General features: G+C 54.7%; 15 protein-coding genes. 7 read left to right on the top strand and 8 right to left on the bottom strand.

The window, feature by feature from the left end; translation table 11 throughout:
• Positions 1–38 precede the first annotated feature (38 nt).
• Complete coding sequence (locus CR155_RS13470) at positions 39–2,039, bottom strand: CaiB/BaiF CoA-transferase family protein (protein WP_102070559.1); 2,001 nt, start codon at positions 2,037–2,039, stop codon at positions 39–41.
• Positions 2,040–2,186: 147 nt separating this feature from the next.
• Between CR155_RS13470 and CR155_RS13465 the strand changes: the two genes are divergently transcribed.
• From CR155_RS13465 to CR155_RS13450, 4 genes are read left to right on the top strand one after another with little or no spacing between them, the layout of a single operon-like run.
• Positions 2,187–3,029: an alpha/beta fold hydrolase gene (locus CR155_RS13465; RefSeq protein ID WP_158238275.1), complete on the top strand. Its 843-nt coding sequence runs from the start codon at positions 2,187–2,189 to the stop codon at positions 3,027–3,029.
• Complete coding sequence (locus CR155_RS13460) at positions 3,001–3,783, top strand: enoyl-CoA hydratase/isomerase family protein (RefSeq protein WP_102070557.1); 783 nt, start codon at positions 3,001–3,003, stop codon at positions 3,781–3,783. Before CR155_RS13465 ends, CR155_RS13460 begins: the two co-directional genes overlap by 29 nt.
• A gap of 4 nt (positions 3,784–3,787) precedes the next feature.
• Positions 3,788–5,893, top strand: coding sequence for an acetate--CoA ligase family protein (locus CR155_RS13455; protein WP_158238274.1), 2,106 nt, complete (start codon positions 3,788–3,790; stop codon positions 5,891–5,893).
• 7 nt (positions 5,894–5,900) lie between these two features.
• Complete coding sequence (locus CR155_RS13450) at positions 5,901–6,650, top strand: IclR family transcriptional regulator (protein ID WP_158238273.1); 750 nt, start codon at positions 5,901–5,903, stop codon at positions 6,648–6,650.
• A 56-nt stretch (positions 6,651–6,706) separates the two neighbouring features.
• On the opposite strand, the gene CR155_RS13445 is transcribed toward CR155_RS13450, so the two are convergent.
• The 4 genes from CR155_RS13445 to CR155_RS13430 all read right to left on the bottom strand — a co-directional run bounded on the left by CR155_RS13445 (position 6,707) and on the right by CR155_RS13430 (position 11,223).
• A complete protein-coding gene (locus CR155_RS13445) occupies positions 6,707–8,053 on the bottom strand; it encodes an MmgE/PrpD family protein (RefSeq protein WP_102070554.1) in 1,347 nt (448 codons plus the stop codon).
• 8 nt (positions 8,054–8,061) lie between these two features.
• Positions 8,062–9,207 (bottom strand): acyl-CoA dehydrogenase family protein, encoded by a 1,146-nt coding sequence (locus tag CR155_RS13440; RefSeq protein WP_102070553.1) that lies wholly within the window; start codon positions 9,205–9,207, stop codon positions 8,062–8,064.
• A 5-nt stretch (positions 9,208–9,212) separates the two neighbouring features.
• A complete protein-coding gene (locus tag CR155_RS13435; protein WP_102070552.1) occupies positions 9,213–9,995 on the bottom strand; it encodes an SDR family NAD(P)-dependent oxidoreductase in 783 nt (260 codons plus the stop codon).
• A 70-nt stretch (positions 9,996–10,065) separates the two neighbouring features.
• Entirely contained in the window at positions 10,066–11,223 is a 1,158-nt protein-coding gene (locus CR155_RS13430) for an acyl-CoA dehydrogenase family protein (protein ID WP_102070551.1), read from the bottom strand.
• Between the two features lie 359 nt (positions 11,224–11,582).
• Between CR155_RS13430 and CR155_RS13425 the strand changes: the two genes are divergently transcribed.
• From CR155_RS13425 to CR155_RS13415, 3 genes are all read left to right on the top strand, one after another.
• Positions 11,583–12,569 carry a Bug family tripartite tricarboxylate transporter substrate binding protein gene (locus tag CR155_RS13425; protein WP_102070550.1) on the top strand — a complete coding sequence of 329 codons (987 nt, stop codon included), beginning with the start codon at positions 11,583–11,585 and terminating at the stop codon, positions 12,567–12,569.
• Positions 12,570–12,701: 132 nt separating this feature from the next.
• Positions 12,702–14,090 (top strand): MmgE/PrpD family protein, encoded by a 1,389-nt coding sequence (locus tag CR155_RS13420; protein ID WP_102070549.1) that lies wholly within the window; start codon positions 12,702–12,704, stop codon positions 14,088–14,090.
• Positions 14,071–15,270 (top strand): mandelate racemase/muconate lactonizing enzyme family protein, encoded by a 1,200-nt coding sequence (locus CR155_RS13415; protein WP_102070548.1) that lies wholly within the window; start codon positions 14,071–14,073, stop codon positions 15,268–15,270. Before CR155_RS13420 ends, CR155_RS13415 begins: the two co-directional genes overlap by 20 nt.
• 46 nt (positions 15,271–15,316) lie before the next feature.
• Here the strand turns inward: CR155_RS13415 and CR155_RS13410 are convergent, their stop codons facing one another.
• From CR155_RS13410 to pehA, 3 genes are all read right to left on the bottom strand, one after another.
• A complete protein-coding gene (locus CR155_RS13410; RefSeq protein WP_102070547.1) occupies positions 15,317–16,063 on the bottom strand; it encodes an IclR family transcriptional regulator in 747 nt (248 codons plus the stop codon).
• A gap of 214 nt (positions 16,064–16,277) precedes the next feature.
• Entirely contained in the window at positions 16,278–16,943 is a 666-nt protein-coding gene (locus CR155_RS13405) for an HAD family hydrolase (protein ID WP_102070546.1), read from the bottom strand.
• On the bottom strand, positions 16,940–18,481 hold the full coding sequence (gene pehA, locus CR155_RS13400; RefSeq protein ID WP_102070545.1) for a phosphoric/sulfuric ester hydrolase PehA: 1,542 nt from the start codon (positions 18,479–18,481) through the stop codon (positions 16,940–16,942). Before pehA ends, CR155_RS13405 begins: the two co-directional genes overlap by 4 nt.
• Between the last annotated feature and the right edge of the window lie 14 nt (positions 18,482–18,495).

Below are 18,495 nucleotides of genomic sequence, written 5' to 3'. Positions count from 1 at the left end.
GGATCAGTTAAATAGTGTGTGCAAGGGTGGGCGATGGGTTAGTGCGTACGCGGACGCCAGCGCAAGCGGTCACGACTTGTGGGGCCTATGAGAGTGCCTAACCGGGCTGGCGTGAGAGACAAACGCATTGGCGAGGCGAAGACTTCCCATGATTGACCGTTGGCATCTTGGTGTAATTGAATCAGTTCACGTGCGCGCGTTTGTTCATGGGTGCAGGCGTCTCCGACGCTGCTGGCGAACGCCGGTATATTGGACTGGGCCTGGGCGCCGTTCCATTGGTATTGAGTCATCCAGGCGCCGACATCTTGCATAGAGATGTCGATGGCACAGCCTTGGCCGGTCTGTTCACGCCAGGCAAGTGCAGCCAGAACCAGAAGCAAGCCGGTTTGGCCACCCGCGATGTCGGCGACCGAAATGCCCGCCTTTACAGGTGTTCCGCGACTGCGCGTAGTATCCATGATGCCGGACATGGCCTGTATGACGGTGTCCACTGCCGCTCGCCCGGGATAAGCTGAATGGATCCCAAATCCAGAAATGGCGCAATAGATGAGATTCGGATTAAGGGTCTGTAGCCGTTCATACCCAAAGCCCATGCGTGCCAGCGCCCCAGGCTTCATATTCTCCAGAAGAATGTCCGCGTCTTTAATAAGCTCCGACATGTAGTCACGATCATCAGCGTTTTGCAGGTCAAGCGATATGCTGCGTTTTTCCCCATTACTGACAACAAAAAAGTGGCTGATGCCGTTGCGTTTGGGTTCCCACGCGCGCGCACTTTCACCATCCGGCGGTTCCACTTTGATGACTTCCGCGCCCAATGTGGCCAAATGACGAGCGGCCAAGGGTGCGGTCGTGAGTTGCCCGATTTCAATGACACGCAGTCCTTGCAATGCTTGAGCAGCAACATTCGCCGTGCGTGGCTGGCTTACGGGCTTTGGTCGGAGCAGCAGGGCTTTTGCAGCCGCACGGCCGGAGTCAGGTTCCGGAATGCAAACGCGAGACGGAGACTGGCCCATGAAACGGTAGATGGCGCTACACACCTTGGCCGTTGTTCCGCTGACAGGGTCCGCAACTTGTTGTACGGTACCGCGAAACTTCAGATTGGGTTCTTGGGCAAGACTATCGATGGCTGCAATGCGTCCACATGGTATGCCGCTTTGATTCAGGAGTGCTTCCAGTGCATCCAACGTTTGAGTGCTCGTCCAGTCGCGCATTAGTGCGTCAATCTCTTCGCGGTAGATCAGGCGCAACTTGAGCGCTGCATACTTTTCGCGGTCGGCGGCTGAACCGATCAGCGGCTTCAAACGATTCCATTGCGCATCGTTGGTGGTACAGATCAGTATCCAGCCGTCCGACGTGTTGTAGGCGTTCCAGGGAACGGCCATGCCATGCCCGTTGCCCAGTCGCCGAGGCTGGAGCCCGGCGTAGTGAGGGGCTACGAATGTGGTGAGAGTATTGATTGCAACGTCGTAGAGCGCGATCTCGATGGATTGGCCTATGCCTGAGTGCGCGTGCACGCGCAGCGCCACCGAGATGGCTGCCGCTGCGTAGAGTCCTGACGACATTTCAACGACGGGAACGCCCACGGGGATTGGGGGCTCTGTAGGCAAGCCGGTGGTGTGCATGATACCCGTCAGCGCCTGGAGCTCCCACTCTTCACTGCTGCGGCCTGCCAAGGGGCCGGTTGAGCCGAATGCGGTTATGTCGCAAACAATTGGACAGTCGGCGATCGCCTGGTACAAACTGGCCGGCCAATGGTCTTCATCAAGGTCGGAGCTTCGAACGACAACATTGCACGCGCTTATCAACTCTGTCAATGCCTGTATGTCGTCCGGATTTGAGGGGTCGGCCAACAAACTTTCTTTGCCGGCCACCGCGGCGATGCGGTCACGCCATTTACCTTTCGGTGGCTTTGACGCGGAGCGGGCCTCTATGACGTAGACCGTTGCTCCAAGGTCGGCCAATAGCCGGCCGCAAGTGCTTGCGCCAGTGCGTGCGCCTAGCTCGACAACATGAATATTTGAATAAGGCTTGTGGGACATCTCGATTCCTGAACGTGATCCGTTGTGACTTTCCTTTATAGCGTACGCACTTCCTGACTTGCTTTCGATCAGGATATAAAGTTCCACTAGTCAAAAGTAGTTTCATTGACTAGAATACATCAAATGGCTGATAAAGAGAACCTTCCAATGCAAGTTTTTGGCTCGCGCGCCTACAAGGTAGGCCTTTCCGTACGCACAATAGGGCAGGGGCCCAATCTCATCTTGATCCATGGTGGGGCGGGCTCCCGCACGCACTGGACCAATAATGTCGAAACGCTCGCGGCCAGTTTCACCGTCGTGACGCTGGACCTACCCGGCTTCGGTGAGTCCGCAACGGTCTCGGAAGGTATAAGCACCCAGGAATACCTCGCTTGGGTGGCCCAGGCAGTTCGCCTTGCTGTCAACGATCAGCCTTTCCATTTGGCCGGATTCAGTTTCGGTGGCGCAGTGTCGGCGGGTGTTGCCGTACAGCTGGCTGCGCAAGGACATGCCCCCAGCCGCTTAAGTTTGATCAGCCCCTCGGGCTTCGGCAAGCCAACGGGCAGATTGATCACGCTCGAGAAGGTCCGGAAGAGCGATAGCACTCCCATGCATGAAATCAATGCGGCAACCGCGCGCAATCTTGGGCGCTGGATGCTGGCAAAAGAGCCCTCGGTCGATGACCCGGCAGTTGAAATACATTTGCGGAACGTCGGCCTGGCCAGGTTCGACAGCAGGGTTATCAGTTACGAAAATTCGCTTATCAAGAACTTGCAACGACTGGACATTCCCCTGCAAATACTGCTGGGTGAGCAAGATCCTCTGATCTTCCCGTCGAAATTTGAGCGTAAAGCGCTCTTGAACCAGTCGTTACCCAAAGCAAGGGTCGAAATGATTCCCGGTGCGGGGCATTGGCTTCAGTATGAAGCCAGCAGCGCAGTCAATACCACAATCAGTCAATTCCATCTAGAAGGAACAAAACATGAATTACCAAACAATCAACACTCGTAGTGAAGGCCCCGCATTTATCATTGAACTCCACCGTCCCGAGCGGCGGAATGCGATCAGCGAGCAAATGATGGACGAGATCATTTCAGCTTGCCAGGAGGTTGAAAGTCGCAAAGATATGTCGGCTATCATACTGACCGGCGGAAGCGACTATTTCTCTGCGGGTGCCGATCTCAACGAGGCGTTCAAAATCAGCTCGGCCCAGGAAGGACGGCGATACTTCAGTCACTGGCACCGTCTTAATGAAGCACTTGAACAGTCGTCCAAGCCGGTTATTGCAGCCATCGAAGGGTTCTGCATGACAGGTGGGCTGGAACTTGCACTGGCGGCAGACCTGCGTGTCGCCGGCGAGGGCGCGACGTTTGCCATTACCAGCTCGCGTATCGGTACGGTCGCTGGCGCGGGTGGTACTCAACGTCTGCCTCGCGTTGTAGGCCTGGCGAATGCGTTGGATATCCTTTTTTCCGCTGAACCCATCGACGCCAGCGAAGCGTTAAGAATGGGGCTGATCAATCGGCGCGTAGCAAGTGGCGCGGCGCTTGAAACCGCTGTCAAGCTGGCTGGACACTATGCTACTCGCGCGCCGCTTTCGCTTGCGTTCGTGAAGCGTGCAGTCCATCGCGGGATGCAAATGGATCTTGCTTCTGCGATCGAGTTCGAAACAATGCTTGTCACCACGGTGTATGGAACGGCGGACAAGGCTGAAGGTATCTCGGCATTCCTGGAAAAGCGCACAGCCCAGTTCAAAGGAGAATGACCAGATGTCAGAACTGATCAGCGCCCTTTTTCGCCCCAAGTCGATTGCTTTGGTTGGCGCTTCCGCCGACGTAGACAAGCATTCAGCGTTGCCGCAGAAACATCTTACTCAGCATGGCTATCCAGGTACCATCTTTCCCATCAATCCGCGCAGAGATGTCGTACTGGGACTGAAGGCTTACCCAAAGGTAAGCGAAGTACCGGAACAGGTCGAACACGCCTATATCATGCTTCCCACCGAGCACGTACTCTCTGCGGTTGAAGACTGCATTGCAGCCAAGGTGCGTTGCGTCACTATCATGTCCAATGGTTTTTCCGAGGCGGGTATTGACGGTATGGCCCGGCAGGAAAAGCTTCTGGGCATGCTCAAAGGATCCCAGACCCGGCTCTTGGGGCCGAATGCGTTGGGCGTTGTCGATGTGCACGCACAGGTGGCCTTGTCGGCCAATGAAGTGCTGTCGTTAAGCGAGCTTCCTGCCGGTGATGTGAGTCTCATTTCTCAGAGCGGCAGCTTGTTGGGTGCCATCCTTTCACGCGGTGTAGCGCTTGGTATCGGTTTTTCAAAGCTGGTATCGGTCGGTAACGAGGCTGACATCTCGGTGGCCGAGCTGGTCGAAATGATGGTGGACGACCCGCAAACTCAGGTTATTCAACTCTTTCTCGAGACCATTCGCTCCCCGGCGGCATTGCGGCGCGCCGCAATGAAGGCGCATGAGGCCAACAAGCCCATTTTGGCCTATCGCCTGGGGCGCTCGGCAATTGGTCAGCATTTGGCGGTATCGCATACGGGCGCTTTAACGGGTAACGGTAAAGCGACCTCTGCTTTCCTCAGGGATATCGGCATAGTCGAATTATTCAACTTCGAAGCATTGCTGGATGCGCCGGCCTTGTTTCGCCATGGTCGCGGTACAGGCGCGCGCATTGGCGTGATGTCGACAACGGGCGGGGGCGGCGCCTTGATCGTTGACAACATGGGCGAACGCAATATCGATGTCGTTTCGCCGTCACTCGAGATGCAAGCCGGCCTGGCGCGCAAGGGCATTCATATCAGCGATGCGCCGTTGGTCGATTTAACGTTGACGGGTACAAATCCCGCAACCTACGGCGCCGTATTGTCTGCATTTGTTGACTCGCCCGACATCGACGCCGTGGTGGCTGTGGTAGGTTCCTCCTCGCAGTTTCGCCCTGATCGCGCGGTGTCGCCGATTGTTTCGATTCAAACCAGCAAGCCGCTGGCAGTATTTCTTACTCCTAACGCCGAGCGGTCCAGAAAGTTATTGCGTGACGCGGGTGTCGCGGTGTTTTCACAACCTGAAGCCTGCGCCGACGCATTGAGCGCCTGGGCCCGTTGGCAGGCGCCACGACAGCATTCGGATTCGTGTGCTGTCGTCGTAACTGCGCTTGATGGTCATGAACCCGGTCAAACGCTCAGTTCGGTTGATTCGCAAAATGTACTGGCTTCTCTCGGTATTCCGCAAGTGCAGGAATGGACGTTATCCGCTGAACCCGCTACCTGGCTGGGCGAGACGGTAGAGCAGATCCAGTTCCCTTGTGTTCTGAAGATATCATCTGCGTCAATACCTCACAAAACCGAAGTGGGTGGCGTGAAACTGGGCATTGCCAACGTAAACGAGCTCCGACATGAGGCTCAAAACATGCTGGTTCGGATCAATGCCACGTTGCCCGACGCATTCATTGAAGGTTTTCAGGTCCAGGAAATGGTGCGAGGGCTTGGCGAGGCGTTGGTTGGCTATTCGCACGATCCTGCCGTCGGCCCGGTTATTTCCGTCGGTCTGGGGGGCGTGCTTGCCGAGCTCTATCAAGATGTCAGTATCCGTCCGGCACCGGTCTCACCTCAGGAAGCAAGAAAGATGATCACTGAGGTCAAGGCGTTTGCGCAGTTCTCTGGCTATCGGAACTTGCCGCTAGGTGACCTGGATGCGTTGGCCGATGTAGTGGCCAAGATGTCTACGCTCGCAAAGTGCGCAAATGCCCAGGTGGCCGAGGCAGAGATTAACCCATTGGCTATTCTTGCCAAAGGGCAAGGTGTCAGGGCGCTTGACGGCTTGGTCGTGCTTGGCGAGCTGCCTGCAGCTTCCCATAACGCCTGAGGCTGCGGTGCGGGCTGTCAATAGAATTTTCTCGATACTAGATGCGTTCACCGCCGACAGAACCAAGCTCGCGCTGCAGGAAATCGGCGATCGCATCCAGCTTTCCAAAGCAACGACATTCCGCTTGGTCAACAGCCTGTGTGGCGCAGGCTACCTGGTGAAGCTGGAGGATCAGAGGTATTGCCTGTCCATGAAACTCGTCAAGCTGGCGGGTGTTGTCGCCAGCGGGCTCAGCGTTCGCGATATGGCGCGTCCGACGATGGTTGAGATTGGGAGAAAAACAGGCGAAACGGTTAGCCTGAACGCCGTGGTAGGAACAGATCGTGTCTGCATTGATGTTGTCGAAGCAGAATCTCGTCTGACGCACATCGTAAATCTGGGGGAGCATGCACCTTTGTTTTATGGCGCCACAGGCAAGGTGCTGTTGGCGCATTTGCCTCCAGATGAGCAGTCCGCCATTATCAGTGCCTTGCCAGCTGATTTTTCCATGGAGTCTGCCGAACTAAAAGCCAGGCTCGCGCAGATTCGGAAATCTTACTATGCGGTTACCAAAAGCGAACGCGTGGCAGGATCTCTCGCCATTTCGGTGGCGCTTTTCGATATGGACGACCGAGGTATGTATGCGCTGACGCTGACCGGGCCCGAAGAGCGGATGCGAGATGAGCAAGAGTGTAATCTGGCGCTGATGCTTCAGGCCCAAAAGGAGATTTCATTGAAGATGGGGGCCGGGCTGTTTTCTGCAGCAGTTTGCGACTGAAGCTGACATAGGGTGCGCCAAAGAGTTTTGGCGCACCCTATGTTATGCATAGGTGGCTATAGCGCGCTTAAGTTCAACGCGCGCACGTCGTCTACCTTATCAATTGACCAAAGGCGTGCCAGCAATTGCGTAGCCGCTGCGTCGGATATTACTGGTGAGGCAAGCTCCAGGAATTTTTCGCTGATCTGATTGTCGCTCAGTGGTGCTTCGGGGTCACCAATACGAAACGGCTGGTAGTGTTCAATGACTTGACCGTTTTTCAAGTAAACGTGAACCCGGGCGGCACGGACGTTGGGAAACTTGCTGGTCAGTTCGGGATCGGCCTTTAGCTGAATGCGAGGCATCAGTGCTCTTAACTCTTCGTCAAAGATACGGTCGGTGTCGAACGCGGCAAGGCGGACGGACCCGTACTTGGCAGCATGAGCGACGACATACGGAATACTGAATTTGCATTCGAACGGTGATTTGGGGTCTTTGATGCCTGCCACCTCTACGCCTGCCGCATAGGTTGCGATCTCGATGCGATCAATGGCCTGAATATCGAAGCCATGCTGGTCGCGTAGGGCAAGCAGCCCGTCGATTGACGCGAAGGTGTGCCCGCAACAACCATGATTCTTAACGGTCATGCTGGCAATGTTGTAGCGGCTTCCGAGCCCTTCGGTGGCCTTAGCCCAGTTCGGCCCATCGGCTAACGCCGCCCCAAAACCCGCAGCGCCTTCCAGAATGTCGAGCACACCCGTTAGACCTTTCTCGGCACCAAATGCGGAGCTTACACCCACCCATGCTGCATGCCCCGCATGCAGCGCTTTAGTCATCGCCTCGGAGCGGAACGCCTGTTGCAGGCCTGAAGCAAAGGTGGCAGATGTGGCTAAGGCGTGCGCCGTGACGCTGGGCTGATTGGAAAGCAGTGCAGCGGACGCCGCTGCACTGCCAAAGCACCCGACGGTACCGGTAGTGTGGAAATACTTGTAGTGTGACGGCTGTACTGCTACGCCAATACGGGTGGAAATCTCGTAGCCAATTGTGATCGCCTCGAGCAGGTGTTTGCCGGAAGCCTGCCGATGCTCGGCTACGGCTAGCGCGGCGGCTATGGTAGGGCATCCGGGGTGATATATGGCATCTCGAAAAATATCGTCAAATTCGACCGCATGGGAAACACTACCATTAATCCATGCCGCTGTAGCAGGAAGTGCCATGGTTTTCAGTCCCGGAAGGCTGGCTCGACCCATTCCCAGCTCATGCGCATGGGCCTGCATCAGGATGGCGGCCGGCTGCACTTTCGTACCGGGAAACAGTGCGGAGAACCAGTCAACAAGGGCGCGCTTGGCCGCATGCGACACATCGGCGGTAAGGCCTGTTTCAAGTTGATCCGCGGCATATCGGGAAAGTTCTTCAATAATCATGGGCATCCTTAGAAAGCGCTTTGACCGGTAATTTCCCGACCGGCGATGAGAGTCAGAATCTCGTAGGTGCCGTCAGGGATGGTCAACATCTTGATGTCGCGAGCGTGCTGTTCCACGCCTGTTTCGATTGCAAGACCCATCGCGCCGCAAAGTCGCATTGCAATGCTGGCGGCCTTTTCGGCGGTGGCTACACCCTGGCGCTTCGCCATGGCAGATAACGCTTGGGTTGCCACGCCGCGATCGGCGGCATCCAGCGCACTGTAACAGAGCAATCGTGCGCTCTGAATGGACGCTTCGATATCGACCAACGCTTCCTGCATCAGCTGTTTGCTGGCAAGAACAGAGCCGAATTGTATGCGGTCTTTCACATGCTCTAAGGCTGCTTCTTTTGCGCGCTCTGCGGATCTAAGGCCAAGCAGGCCAAGCAGCGGGCGGTTGACGAGCCAGGCTTGCGTCAGCGTTTTCATTGTGCTGTTGTCGTTACCAATGGCGTTGCTGAGCGGCACCGGCACCTGGTCGAACATCAGCTCGCTTAGATGGCCTTGCTGCAAACCAATACATGGGATCTCGGTAGCGGTGTACGGCGACACGGCGTGTTCTACAAGATAGCGCTGAAGCTCGCCGTTACCGTCCAGTTTGCCCGTCACGAAGGCGACGTCAGCGATAGTGCCGTTGGTGATCCATTGCTTAGTGCCCGACAGGAACGCTGTTTTGCCGTCGTCCGATTCGCGAATGCGCAACTTGACGCTGCGAGGATCAGATCCGGTGGTCGGTTCGGTGGACGCTGTACATGCGATCTTCTTGCCCGTCAGGAGGTCTTCGATCAGCTGGGGAGAGTCTTGGGCGACGCCGCTTGCACAAAGGCGTGACGTGGTGCCGTCATGGGCAATGAGCGCCAAAGCGATAACCGGTGGCAGCTGTTCGAATACAAGGCCGTAGTCGAGCATGCTTAGCCCGCTGCCGCCAAGCTCTTCTGGAACGCGCGCGCCGGTGAGCCCGAATTCCGCCAGAATCTTGAATATGTCCAGCATGACGGGCTTGGACAATGACACACTTTTTGGATGGGCCGCCAGAATTGGCATCAGTTTATTCTGCGAGAGTCGGATTGCCGCGTCCTGGAGCTGGCGTTGTTCTGTCGTTAATTCAAAGTTCATTTCCGTTACACCATCGTAAAGCCGCCGTTGATGCTGATCACCTGACCAGTCATCCAGCTTGCGTGCTCGCTGAGAAGGAACGCCACCATGGGCGCGATGTCTGAAGGTTCTCCGATGCGACGCAAGGGGTACATTTTTTCAACCGTTTTCACCCTGCGCTGGTATTTCTCTTCGCCCATTTGTTCGCGTAGCGCTTCTTCGCGTCTCATGCGCAAGGGCGTGTTTGTTGCACCGGGTGACACAATGTTGGCCGTGATCCCGTGCTGGCCCATTTCCTGGGCGATGGACTTTACCAATGTGGTGACGCCGGCTTTGGCGGCTGCGTAGTAAGACAGCCGGGCTTGGCCGATACGGGCGGAGTCTGATGAAAAGCACACGATGCGACCGAATTCCTGGGCCTTCATGATTGGCAGAACATTATGCAAACAGTGCATGGGCCCCAACAGGCACACATCCAGCATTCGTTTCCAGTCATCTGGCGATGACTCTTCGAACGTCTTGTCGTCGAGGATGGCAGCGCAGTTCACAAAGAAATCGACTCGACCGAATTTTTGCATGGCGACGTCTATCATGCCCTTTACAGATTCAGGTTGGGTGAGATCGGTCAGTACGAATTCTGCCGTGACCGATTTGCTTAATTCGCTTACCGCATCGCTGCCGGCCGCTGCGTTCACGTCGGCAAGGACCAGGTTCACCCCAGCTCGCGCCAGCTCGCGCGCTACTTCAAGGCCAATGCCTTGCACGCCCCCCGTTATTACTGCAACCCTGTCTTTGATACCTAAATCCATCGCTATCTCCAGATAATTTCTGTTCAGTGCGTCAATCAAAGACGACTGGCGTAATGCGCCGCGTTGGGCGCTACTGTGCTTTCGGGGCTCGTTGCGAGAACGAACGACCGAAGACGCCCTCGGCAATACGGTTCTTCAATACCTCGATCGAACCGCCCGCAATCATCCAGCCGCGGATGCGGCGTACACAATACTCGACAATGGCTTCCTGGCTGAAGCCCATGCCGCCCATCACCTGCAGTGCTTCATTGGCAACGAACCAGCCAGCTTCGTTACAGGCCAGTTTCGCCATGGCCGTGCTTTGTGCACTGGGCAAGCTGTGCTCCCCCTCCATTGCAGCTTTATACAGGAGCAATTGCGCTTGTTCGAGACGCATGGCCATGTCGGTGAACTTCCATTGGAGACCTTGAAATTCGCAGAGCGCACGGCCAAACTGCTTGCGATTCATTGCATGTTCACGAGCGATGTTGAATGCATGACGGCCCAAAGCCAAAGAGCGCGAGGCGTTGCCAAGGCGCTCGACATTAAAGCCTGAAATCTGTTTTTTGAAACCACCAGGTCCCAGGAGCAAATTACTGGCGGGAATGCGGGCGTCCTCAAAATACAGCTGGCTCCATTGCTCGCCGTTCATGAAGTTCGACGGGTTACCTACGGTAAATCCCGGGGTGCCTTTTTCGACCAGCACCGAACCGATATTGTCCAGGCCGGGGCCGAAACGCAGGTAGATGAGGAACAGCTCTGCTTCGGGACTGTGCGTTGAGAAGATCTTTGTGCCGTTGATGACATATTCGTCACCGTCCGCGCGTGCCGTGGTGCGTAGTTCGGTGACCGCGGAGCCGGCGTCAGGTTCCGTCATGCCTAATGAAATCAGTTTTTTTCCGCCCAGAAGATCAGGCAGAAAACGCTCTTTTTGTTCGGCGGTCGCATACTCGACAAATGTACGGATGGGACCGAAGTTTCCTGCCTGCACGATGTCGGCGCTTTTGGGACATATCAGGGCAATCTCTTGGATGGCAAGCACGGCTTGCATCAGTGTGCCGCCCTGTCCGCCGTCGTCTTCTGTAAATGCAATACCAAACAGGCCTTGTTCAGCCAGCATTTTTGCAATGTCCCAGGGATAGTGGGGGGAGTGCGCTCGTTCGAGTGTGCCGTCAGTGAGTTTGTCTTTGGCAAAGCGTCGAACCGAGTCAGCAAATGCCTGGTCGTCTGGGTTGAGATCAAAGTTCATGATAATTCTCTTGTTGATGCGCCACACAGTTCATCGCGTTTTCGGCGCGAACATATAAGTTTCGTGTACTAAAACTGGTTTCATTAAAAGCATACACGAAATTCTGGCCGGCGCAAAGCATCCGATATTCCGACTACGGCTACCGTGCTCTAAACGTGGCGCCGTGTTGCCAGTGCCAGGGTGCGCAGTAATGGCATTGTTCTCGAGGCAGAGGTTAGGGGAAACATCTATTGCAATGGCCGTTTCATTAAAGCATTATGATATAAGAATGGACTTCGTTTCATCTAATGAAACCTAAAATCGGGTTCTAATCGAGTATTGACTGACATATCAGTTATCAAAACAGTAAGGGAGACAAGATGCGTAAGACCATCCAGAAAATTTTATATGTGGCCACTACGGCCGCTGTGCTGACTTTATCGACTCAGGCGCAGTCGCAGACCGCGGCATATCCCGAGCGGCCTATTACCTTGGTAGTCGGCCTCACCCCTGGCGCTTCCAGCGATTCTGTGGCCCGCGAAATCGCCAAGCATTTGTCCGCTCGTTTGAATGTTCCGGTAGTCGTCGATAACAAACCCGGCGCCAACACCATCATTGCGTCTAATACCGTTGCGAAAGCTAAGCCGGATGGATACACGTTGCTGCTTACTAACAGCATGAACACCACGAATCCATCTGTACAGGAGTCGCTACCTTATGACTATAAAAAGGATCATGAACACATCGTGCTCGTTGCTTCGGCTCCCAATCTTATGGGGGTGCGGTCTTCTTTGAACGAGGTCAAGGACATAGCAGGATTGGTGGCGTACGCCAAGAAAAAGCCGGGGGAATTTGCTTACGGTTCAGCTGGGGTTGGTTCGATTCACCATTTGCTCATGGAAGTCATCGCAGAGCGCGCAGGCATCAAGCTGAATCATATTCCCTATAAGGGGGGCGGCGCTGCCTTGCAGGATCTGCTGGGTGGCAATATCGACGCGTACTTCGGCACCATTTCATCGTTACAGGCCCATGTAAAAAGCGGTGCTGTCACCCCGCTATTTGTTACGTCTGCAAAGCGATCCAGCAAAATGCAAGAAGCGGAAACGCTGGAAGAGTTTGGGCTGACTGGACTGGTCTCCGACTATTGGTTAGGTCTATCAGGGCCGGCGGGTATATCGAAAGATGTGGTCACGTTGATCAACAAAGAAGTGAATGAGATTCTCAAGATGCCCGATGTCATCAAAAGGTTTGATGAGCTTGGCGTAATGCCCCTGGGTGGCACACCCGAGGAAATGAACAAGTTCTTTAATCTTGAGTTGGAGTTTTGGAAGGCGGCAGCAAAAGCGGCCGGCGTCACTCCATCGTAAGTCGGAAAACCAAGTCGCTGATAGTAGCCAGTTGAGCTGGTCAGGCTTTAGTTAAAGCCTGACCGGTTCTTCTGCACTATTGCGGACTTGTGGCGGCGGATAACGTTAAACGGGTCACTCTCAGGGTTTATCATGGTAACTCCAACGATTACGCAACAGCTGGCGGGCTTTTTAATGTCGCTAGCCTACGAGGATATACCGTCCTCAACCAGGGAACGATGTATTGATCTGCTAATAGATCATCTTGCGGTGTCAATTGCCGGCAGGAAGCTTCCCTGGACGCAAATACTTCTTAAGTATGCGCAAGAACAAAACGCAAGCGGACCTTCGCTAATTTACGGAGCACACCGTACAAGCGCAGATCTGGCAGCCCTGGTCAATGGAACCATGGCACATGGAATAGAGCTCGATGATACGCATGAGGCTTCCGTCAGCCACCCAGGCGCGGTAGTATTTGCCGCCGTGCTGGCCATTGCACAAGAGCGGAAGAGCACCCCGCAAGAAACTATTGTTGCGATCATCACTGGTTACGAAGCCATGGGCAGAATAGGCGCTGCCTTCGATCCGGACTTTATGGCACGAGGCTGGCATCCTACCGCTAACCATGGCGTGTTCGGGGCATGTGCTGGCGTTGCCAAACTGCTTGGTTTAAGCGGCGCCGAACTGAATATTGCGTGGGGTATTGCGACGTCACTTCATTCCGGAAGCATGGCCTTCACCGAGGACGCCATGGGAACGATGGTCAAGCGTTTGCATGCGGGTTGGCCGGCTCACAGTGGCGTTGTAGCAGCCAAATTGGCGAGGTTGGGCTTTACAGGTCCGAGGGAAACACTGGACCGCCCGAGAGGCTACGTAGCGACCAATTCCTCAAGCGCCGATAAGGACAAGATTCTGGAAAATCTCGGCCAGAGGTGGATTGTCGACGAGATCAGTATCAAACCTTACGCATGCTGCCGACTGTTTCACTCAGCTATCGATGCGATCAAATATCTGAAGGCACATAACTCTTTCTCCGTCGACGATATTCTCGCGGTCAAGGCGTATGGGTCCAGGCACATGATATCCGGCCATATGGAATACAGACCTGAGTCAGTGATGTCGGCTCAGTACTCTCTTCCGTTTTCTCTGGCTGTCGCTTTGTGCGCCGATGCCGGGGATCCCACACAGTTCGGCGAAAGTCGTTTGCGCTCTTCCGTGTTGCTTAATGTAGCCGATGCTATCTCTGGCGTTGTCAGCGACGAATTAGACAGGCTTTTTCCACAGAAGTACGCGGGTTCAATCACCATCAATCTGCGTGATGGTCGGACGCTGACGCACACCATACAAGATTGCTCCGGTTCGGCGGCGAACCCACTTCACAGACCGGAGATAAAAGACAAGTTTTTGCTTCTGACCGCAGGACACATTTCTACGGGCCAGCAAGTTGCCATTCTTGAGTGTGTCGAAAGCCTTTTAAGCACTAGTGACATTTACTCGTTAAGCGCTTTACTAGAGGACAGCCATGAAACTCAGCAACAGTGATATTCAAGTTAGCCAACATTCCGAGCCCGCCAATTGGGTGAAATCAGATGCCTTCCAGGCTGGGGTTATTCGTGAGCTTGAGTTGATTCCTCTTCGGTTACCTTTTAAAACCGACTTCAAGATAGCATTTGGTGCCCCACGTCCGGGAATTGATGTGCTCGTGCTCAAAATGCACACAACATCGGGCCTGGTGGGTATCGGCGAAACACAGGCGTGGTTGCGCCAAGGCAGTCGGGATACCTTAAGAAGCCTTATTTCGATAATCCAGGAACAATTCGCTCCCCGCTTGATTGGCAAGAATGTGTTTAATCATGCATCGATTCTTGGCGAACTCAGGGACTGCGTCTGGAGTTCCAACTATGCGCTGGCTCCAATCTCTGATGCTCTTCTCGACCTTCAGGGCAAGGTTCTTGGTATACCAGCGTATCAGTTATTGGGTGGTAAGGCTCGAGACTCGGTGTGTGCCGGCATCACACTGGGCATATCCGAGGATGAAGAAGCCTTGCTTGACGACGTCAGAAACTGGATAGAAAAAGGGTTTACAAGCTTTACCATTAAAGTTGGCAATGATCCGGATCGCGATGCGGGTGTGGTAGAGAAAGTTGTGGACGCCTTTGGTGACAAGGCGATCATTCGTGCCGACGGCAACAGTGGTATGGATTGGGCCGGCGCTTTACGCTTCATGAATCGGGTTCAGCACTTGGGACTCGATGCAGTAGAGCAATTGCTACCCCCCTCCAATCTCGATGGCATGGCAGAGCTGGCACGTCGCTACAATGTTCCGTTCATGGCTGACGAGGCGGTATCCTCCGACTATGATCTCTTGAAAGTGATCTCTATGAAGGCAGCCAGCGTGTTCCAAACAAAGATCGCTAAAAATGGCGGTGCCTGGGCGTGTAAACGCTTATGGGAAATAGGCTCGGCGGGTGGAATGAGGATTTTTCCCGGCAACCATCCGGGAGCAAGCGTAGTGTCGGCGGCGGCTATTCATCTTGCTACCTCGTGGCCTGGCCCGCTGTTAGAGGGCCCGATCGCCGTTGGCATCAATGAGGTGCTCGCTGAGGATATCGTCACTGAACCAATACCCAGAAAAGGTAAGCATCTTTTCATCGGCGACAAACCGGGGCTTGGGGTGACGCTGGATGAGGACAAATTGAAGCGACTCAGGGTTGAGCTATAACTTGCTTACCCATTGCCTTTGGCACACGTAGGGCAGGGAAGTTGTTTTATTGCAGATTGGGTGAAAAAAGGCTGGATCCCATTTTGGAAGAAACCTCTCTTTGTGCGGTAAGCATAAGGTCGAGGTTTCGCTCTTCCTGGATTTTCATCCGTTCTTCAGGACCGGTAAGTGTTATGGCGAATTTTCCCTGATCATTGATGTCAAATATGGCTACAGAAATTGCTAGAGACCCAATGACGCGTTCGCTCCTGGTGACTGCGTAGCGTTGCGTATGAATTTCATCCAGTTGGGCTTTAAGTTTTTTGGCGGTGAGGGGAAAGTCGGCCGGTAATGTTTTTAGAACGGTGGCCTGCTCGTCCTGGGACAGGTTCGAGAGAAGTACCTTTCCAGTAGCACCGAAATACAATGGGGCATGCTCACCCAGATTCACAATATGCATTAAGCGAGAGCTGGATTCAACGACATCGATGCAGACGCGTTCGCGCCCGACGGCGGTATTCAGACTAATGGTCTCTCCAGTCTGATCGGCAATGCCCACCATTATCGGATGCGCGATGTCACGAATACTCAGACCAGTCGCTACGACGCCAGCCAGTTTGATGAGTTTCATCGACAAACAGTATTTTTGATCATCCAGTCGGACAAGATAGCCAGCGTCGTACAGGCTGTTGACTAATCTGAACGTGGTTGCTTTTGAAAGCGAGATACGATCACTGATTTCTTGTAGCGTCAGTTTCGGCTGACTCGGTGTAAAAGCGTCAAGCACCGAAAAAATTCTGTCGACGGCTCTCACAGCTTTCCTTTTCTTGAATATTTCAACAGAACGATAGCCAGAATCATTAATTTGTTTCTAGCGGAATGCGATCCAGTTATGGGTGTGAGCGCGCGATGTCTCATAGAAGGTGGGCTGCTTGCAAACCCCCTGACTATTCAAGGACCACTGCATACTCTGATGTAATGCAAGTGACAGAATGATATCACTTAACCGGTGTGGCGGCGGGAGGTGACTATCTGCTTTGAAGCTCCGAGTAACGGTGGAACTGCGCATCGTTAGGGCAGTCCAGCGCCTTCTGGCCGCCATACCCGGCCACATGCAGCACAAAACCGGTTTGCACACTCTGAGCGCACAAAGCATCGGCATGAGTATCACCGATAAGAATGGCGTCCGCGGAGTCGGTTTGCAGCTGTTGCAGTGTGTGCGCCAGAGGCGCCGGGTGGGGCTTGGGATGAGCGGTGGTGTCGCCGCCTGTCACGTACTGGAAGAAGGGCAAAATATTGCAGCGCTCCAGTACGTTCAGCGCATCCGCCCGATTTTTATTGGTGCACACCGCCATGATGCCGCCGCGGTCCTGATGGGCGTTAAGTAGCTCCATGACACCCGGATAGATCACTGAGCCGGCATGGGCCTGCCCCCGGTAGTGTTTTATATAGGACAGGCGTAACGCTTCCATGGACGATGTGCAGATGCCCCGCTGTTCCATGACGGCACTAAGAATAACGGGCAAGGTGGCGTGAAGATTGGGTACCTTTGCATCCTCGGCCATTTCCTCGAAGCCACAATCGCGCAATGCGCCATTGATTGCTTTGCGAATATCGGGTTGGGTGTCGACCAGCGTGCCGTCCAGGTCGAATATCAAGGCCTTGCGCGAAGCGACGAGTCGGGCCGCGCTCATCGTGAAGTCAATCCGGCCGGCGATGCGGCATATCCGGTGAGCGTGCGGTCGGCGTGTAGCAATTTCCAATTGAGCATTTTTCCTGCCATAGTCAATACCTGATGTGTATAAGAAGGGTCTTGCGCCACGTTATGAAGTTGATCCGGGTCTTTCTGCAGATCAAAGAACAAAGGCGGCAAGGCGGCGAAGTGGACATATTTGTAATGTTCGTTCTGGATCACCGATAGAGCGCATTCATCCATTTTCAGGCCCAGGGCTTCTTCGGGCTTGGAATAAAAAATATTACGGAAATCGAATTCGTAATGGACTTCAGTGCGCCAGTCTGCCGGGGCGGTGCCGTTATGGACGAACGGCAACAAGGAATAGCCGTCGCAGGTGCGCGGTACGGGCAGGCCCAGCCAGTCCAGCAGGGTGGGCATGGTGTCTATCGTTTCGGTGAAACGCTCGACAATACTGCCGCGCGTGGCATCGGCCGACTTGGCGGGATCCCGGATAATCATAGGGATATGATAGCTTTGATCAAAGTAGCCCAGTTTACCCAGCAGGTGATGGTCGCCCAACTGTTCACCGTGGTCGCTGGTGAATACGATCAAGGTGTCGTCCCACTGGCCTGTTTTCTTCAGGTAGTCGAACACGCGGCCCAGTTGTGCATCCACCTCGCTCATCAGCCCGTAGTAGGTGGCGCGCATCTGTCGAATTTCTGCGTCGTCCATGCTGCAGCCCAGGCCGTCGCCGTTCTGGAAAAATTTCTTGCGTTCAATATTGTCCAGGTAGAACTCCAGCAAGGGGTGCTGTTCGGCCTCGGTATCAACCGATGCGGCGCGTATGGGCGAGGGGCAATCCGCGGGATCGTACATCTGGTGGTACGGAGCCGGGGCGGAAAAAGGCGGATGCGGGCGGTAGTAGCCCAGATGCAAGAACCAGGGCTTATCTTGCACTCCATGCAAGTATTCGATGGCCCGGTCAGTAAACCAGGTTGTGTCGGACAGTTCGGCAGGAACCGCGCTGGGCTTGTTGGTGGCGCCCTGGTCAGCGTCGGTCTGGCCTTGCGGCAGCCAGATGTCCCAGGGGTTGTCGGGCATGGGAAAGCCCTGGGCCGCCAGCCAGGCGAAATAGGCCTCCATCTTCAAACCCCATGAGCCAACCGGCCTCCATCCTTCCATGTCGCCGCCCAATACCTTGAATCGTGGGTCTTGCGCGTCAACGTGGCGGGGATCAGGAGTAGTCGTGGTGTAGCCGACCAGGGCGGGCTCGTAGCCTGCCTTGCGCACTTCCATGGCGATATTCGTATGACGGGCATCCAGAGGAATTGTGTTTTGCACCGCGCGATGGGTCATCATGTAGAGACCCGTCAGTAGCGATGCACGGCCTGGACCGCAGGGTACGGCTTGGGTGAAATGGCGCGCAAACGTTACGCCTTGCTCGGCGAGTGCGTCAATGTTCGGGGTCTTGATAACCGGGTGGCCAAGTTTGGCCAACGTGTCGCCGCGCCATTGGTCAACAACAATCAACAGGACGTTTTTCTTTGGTTTGGTCACTATGGTTCTCTTAT

Origin of the sequence: Pollutimonas nitritireducens (genome assembly GCF_002849615.1) — a bacterium.
GTDB lineage: Bacteria > Pseudomonadota > Gammaproteobacteria > Burkholderiales > Burkholderiaceae_B > Pollutimonas > Pollutimonas nitritireducens.
This window is presented reverse-complemented; position numbering and strand designations above follow the sequence as displayed.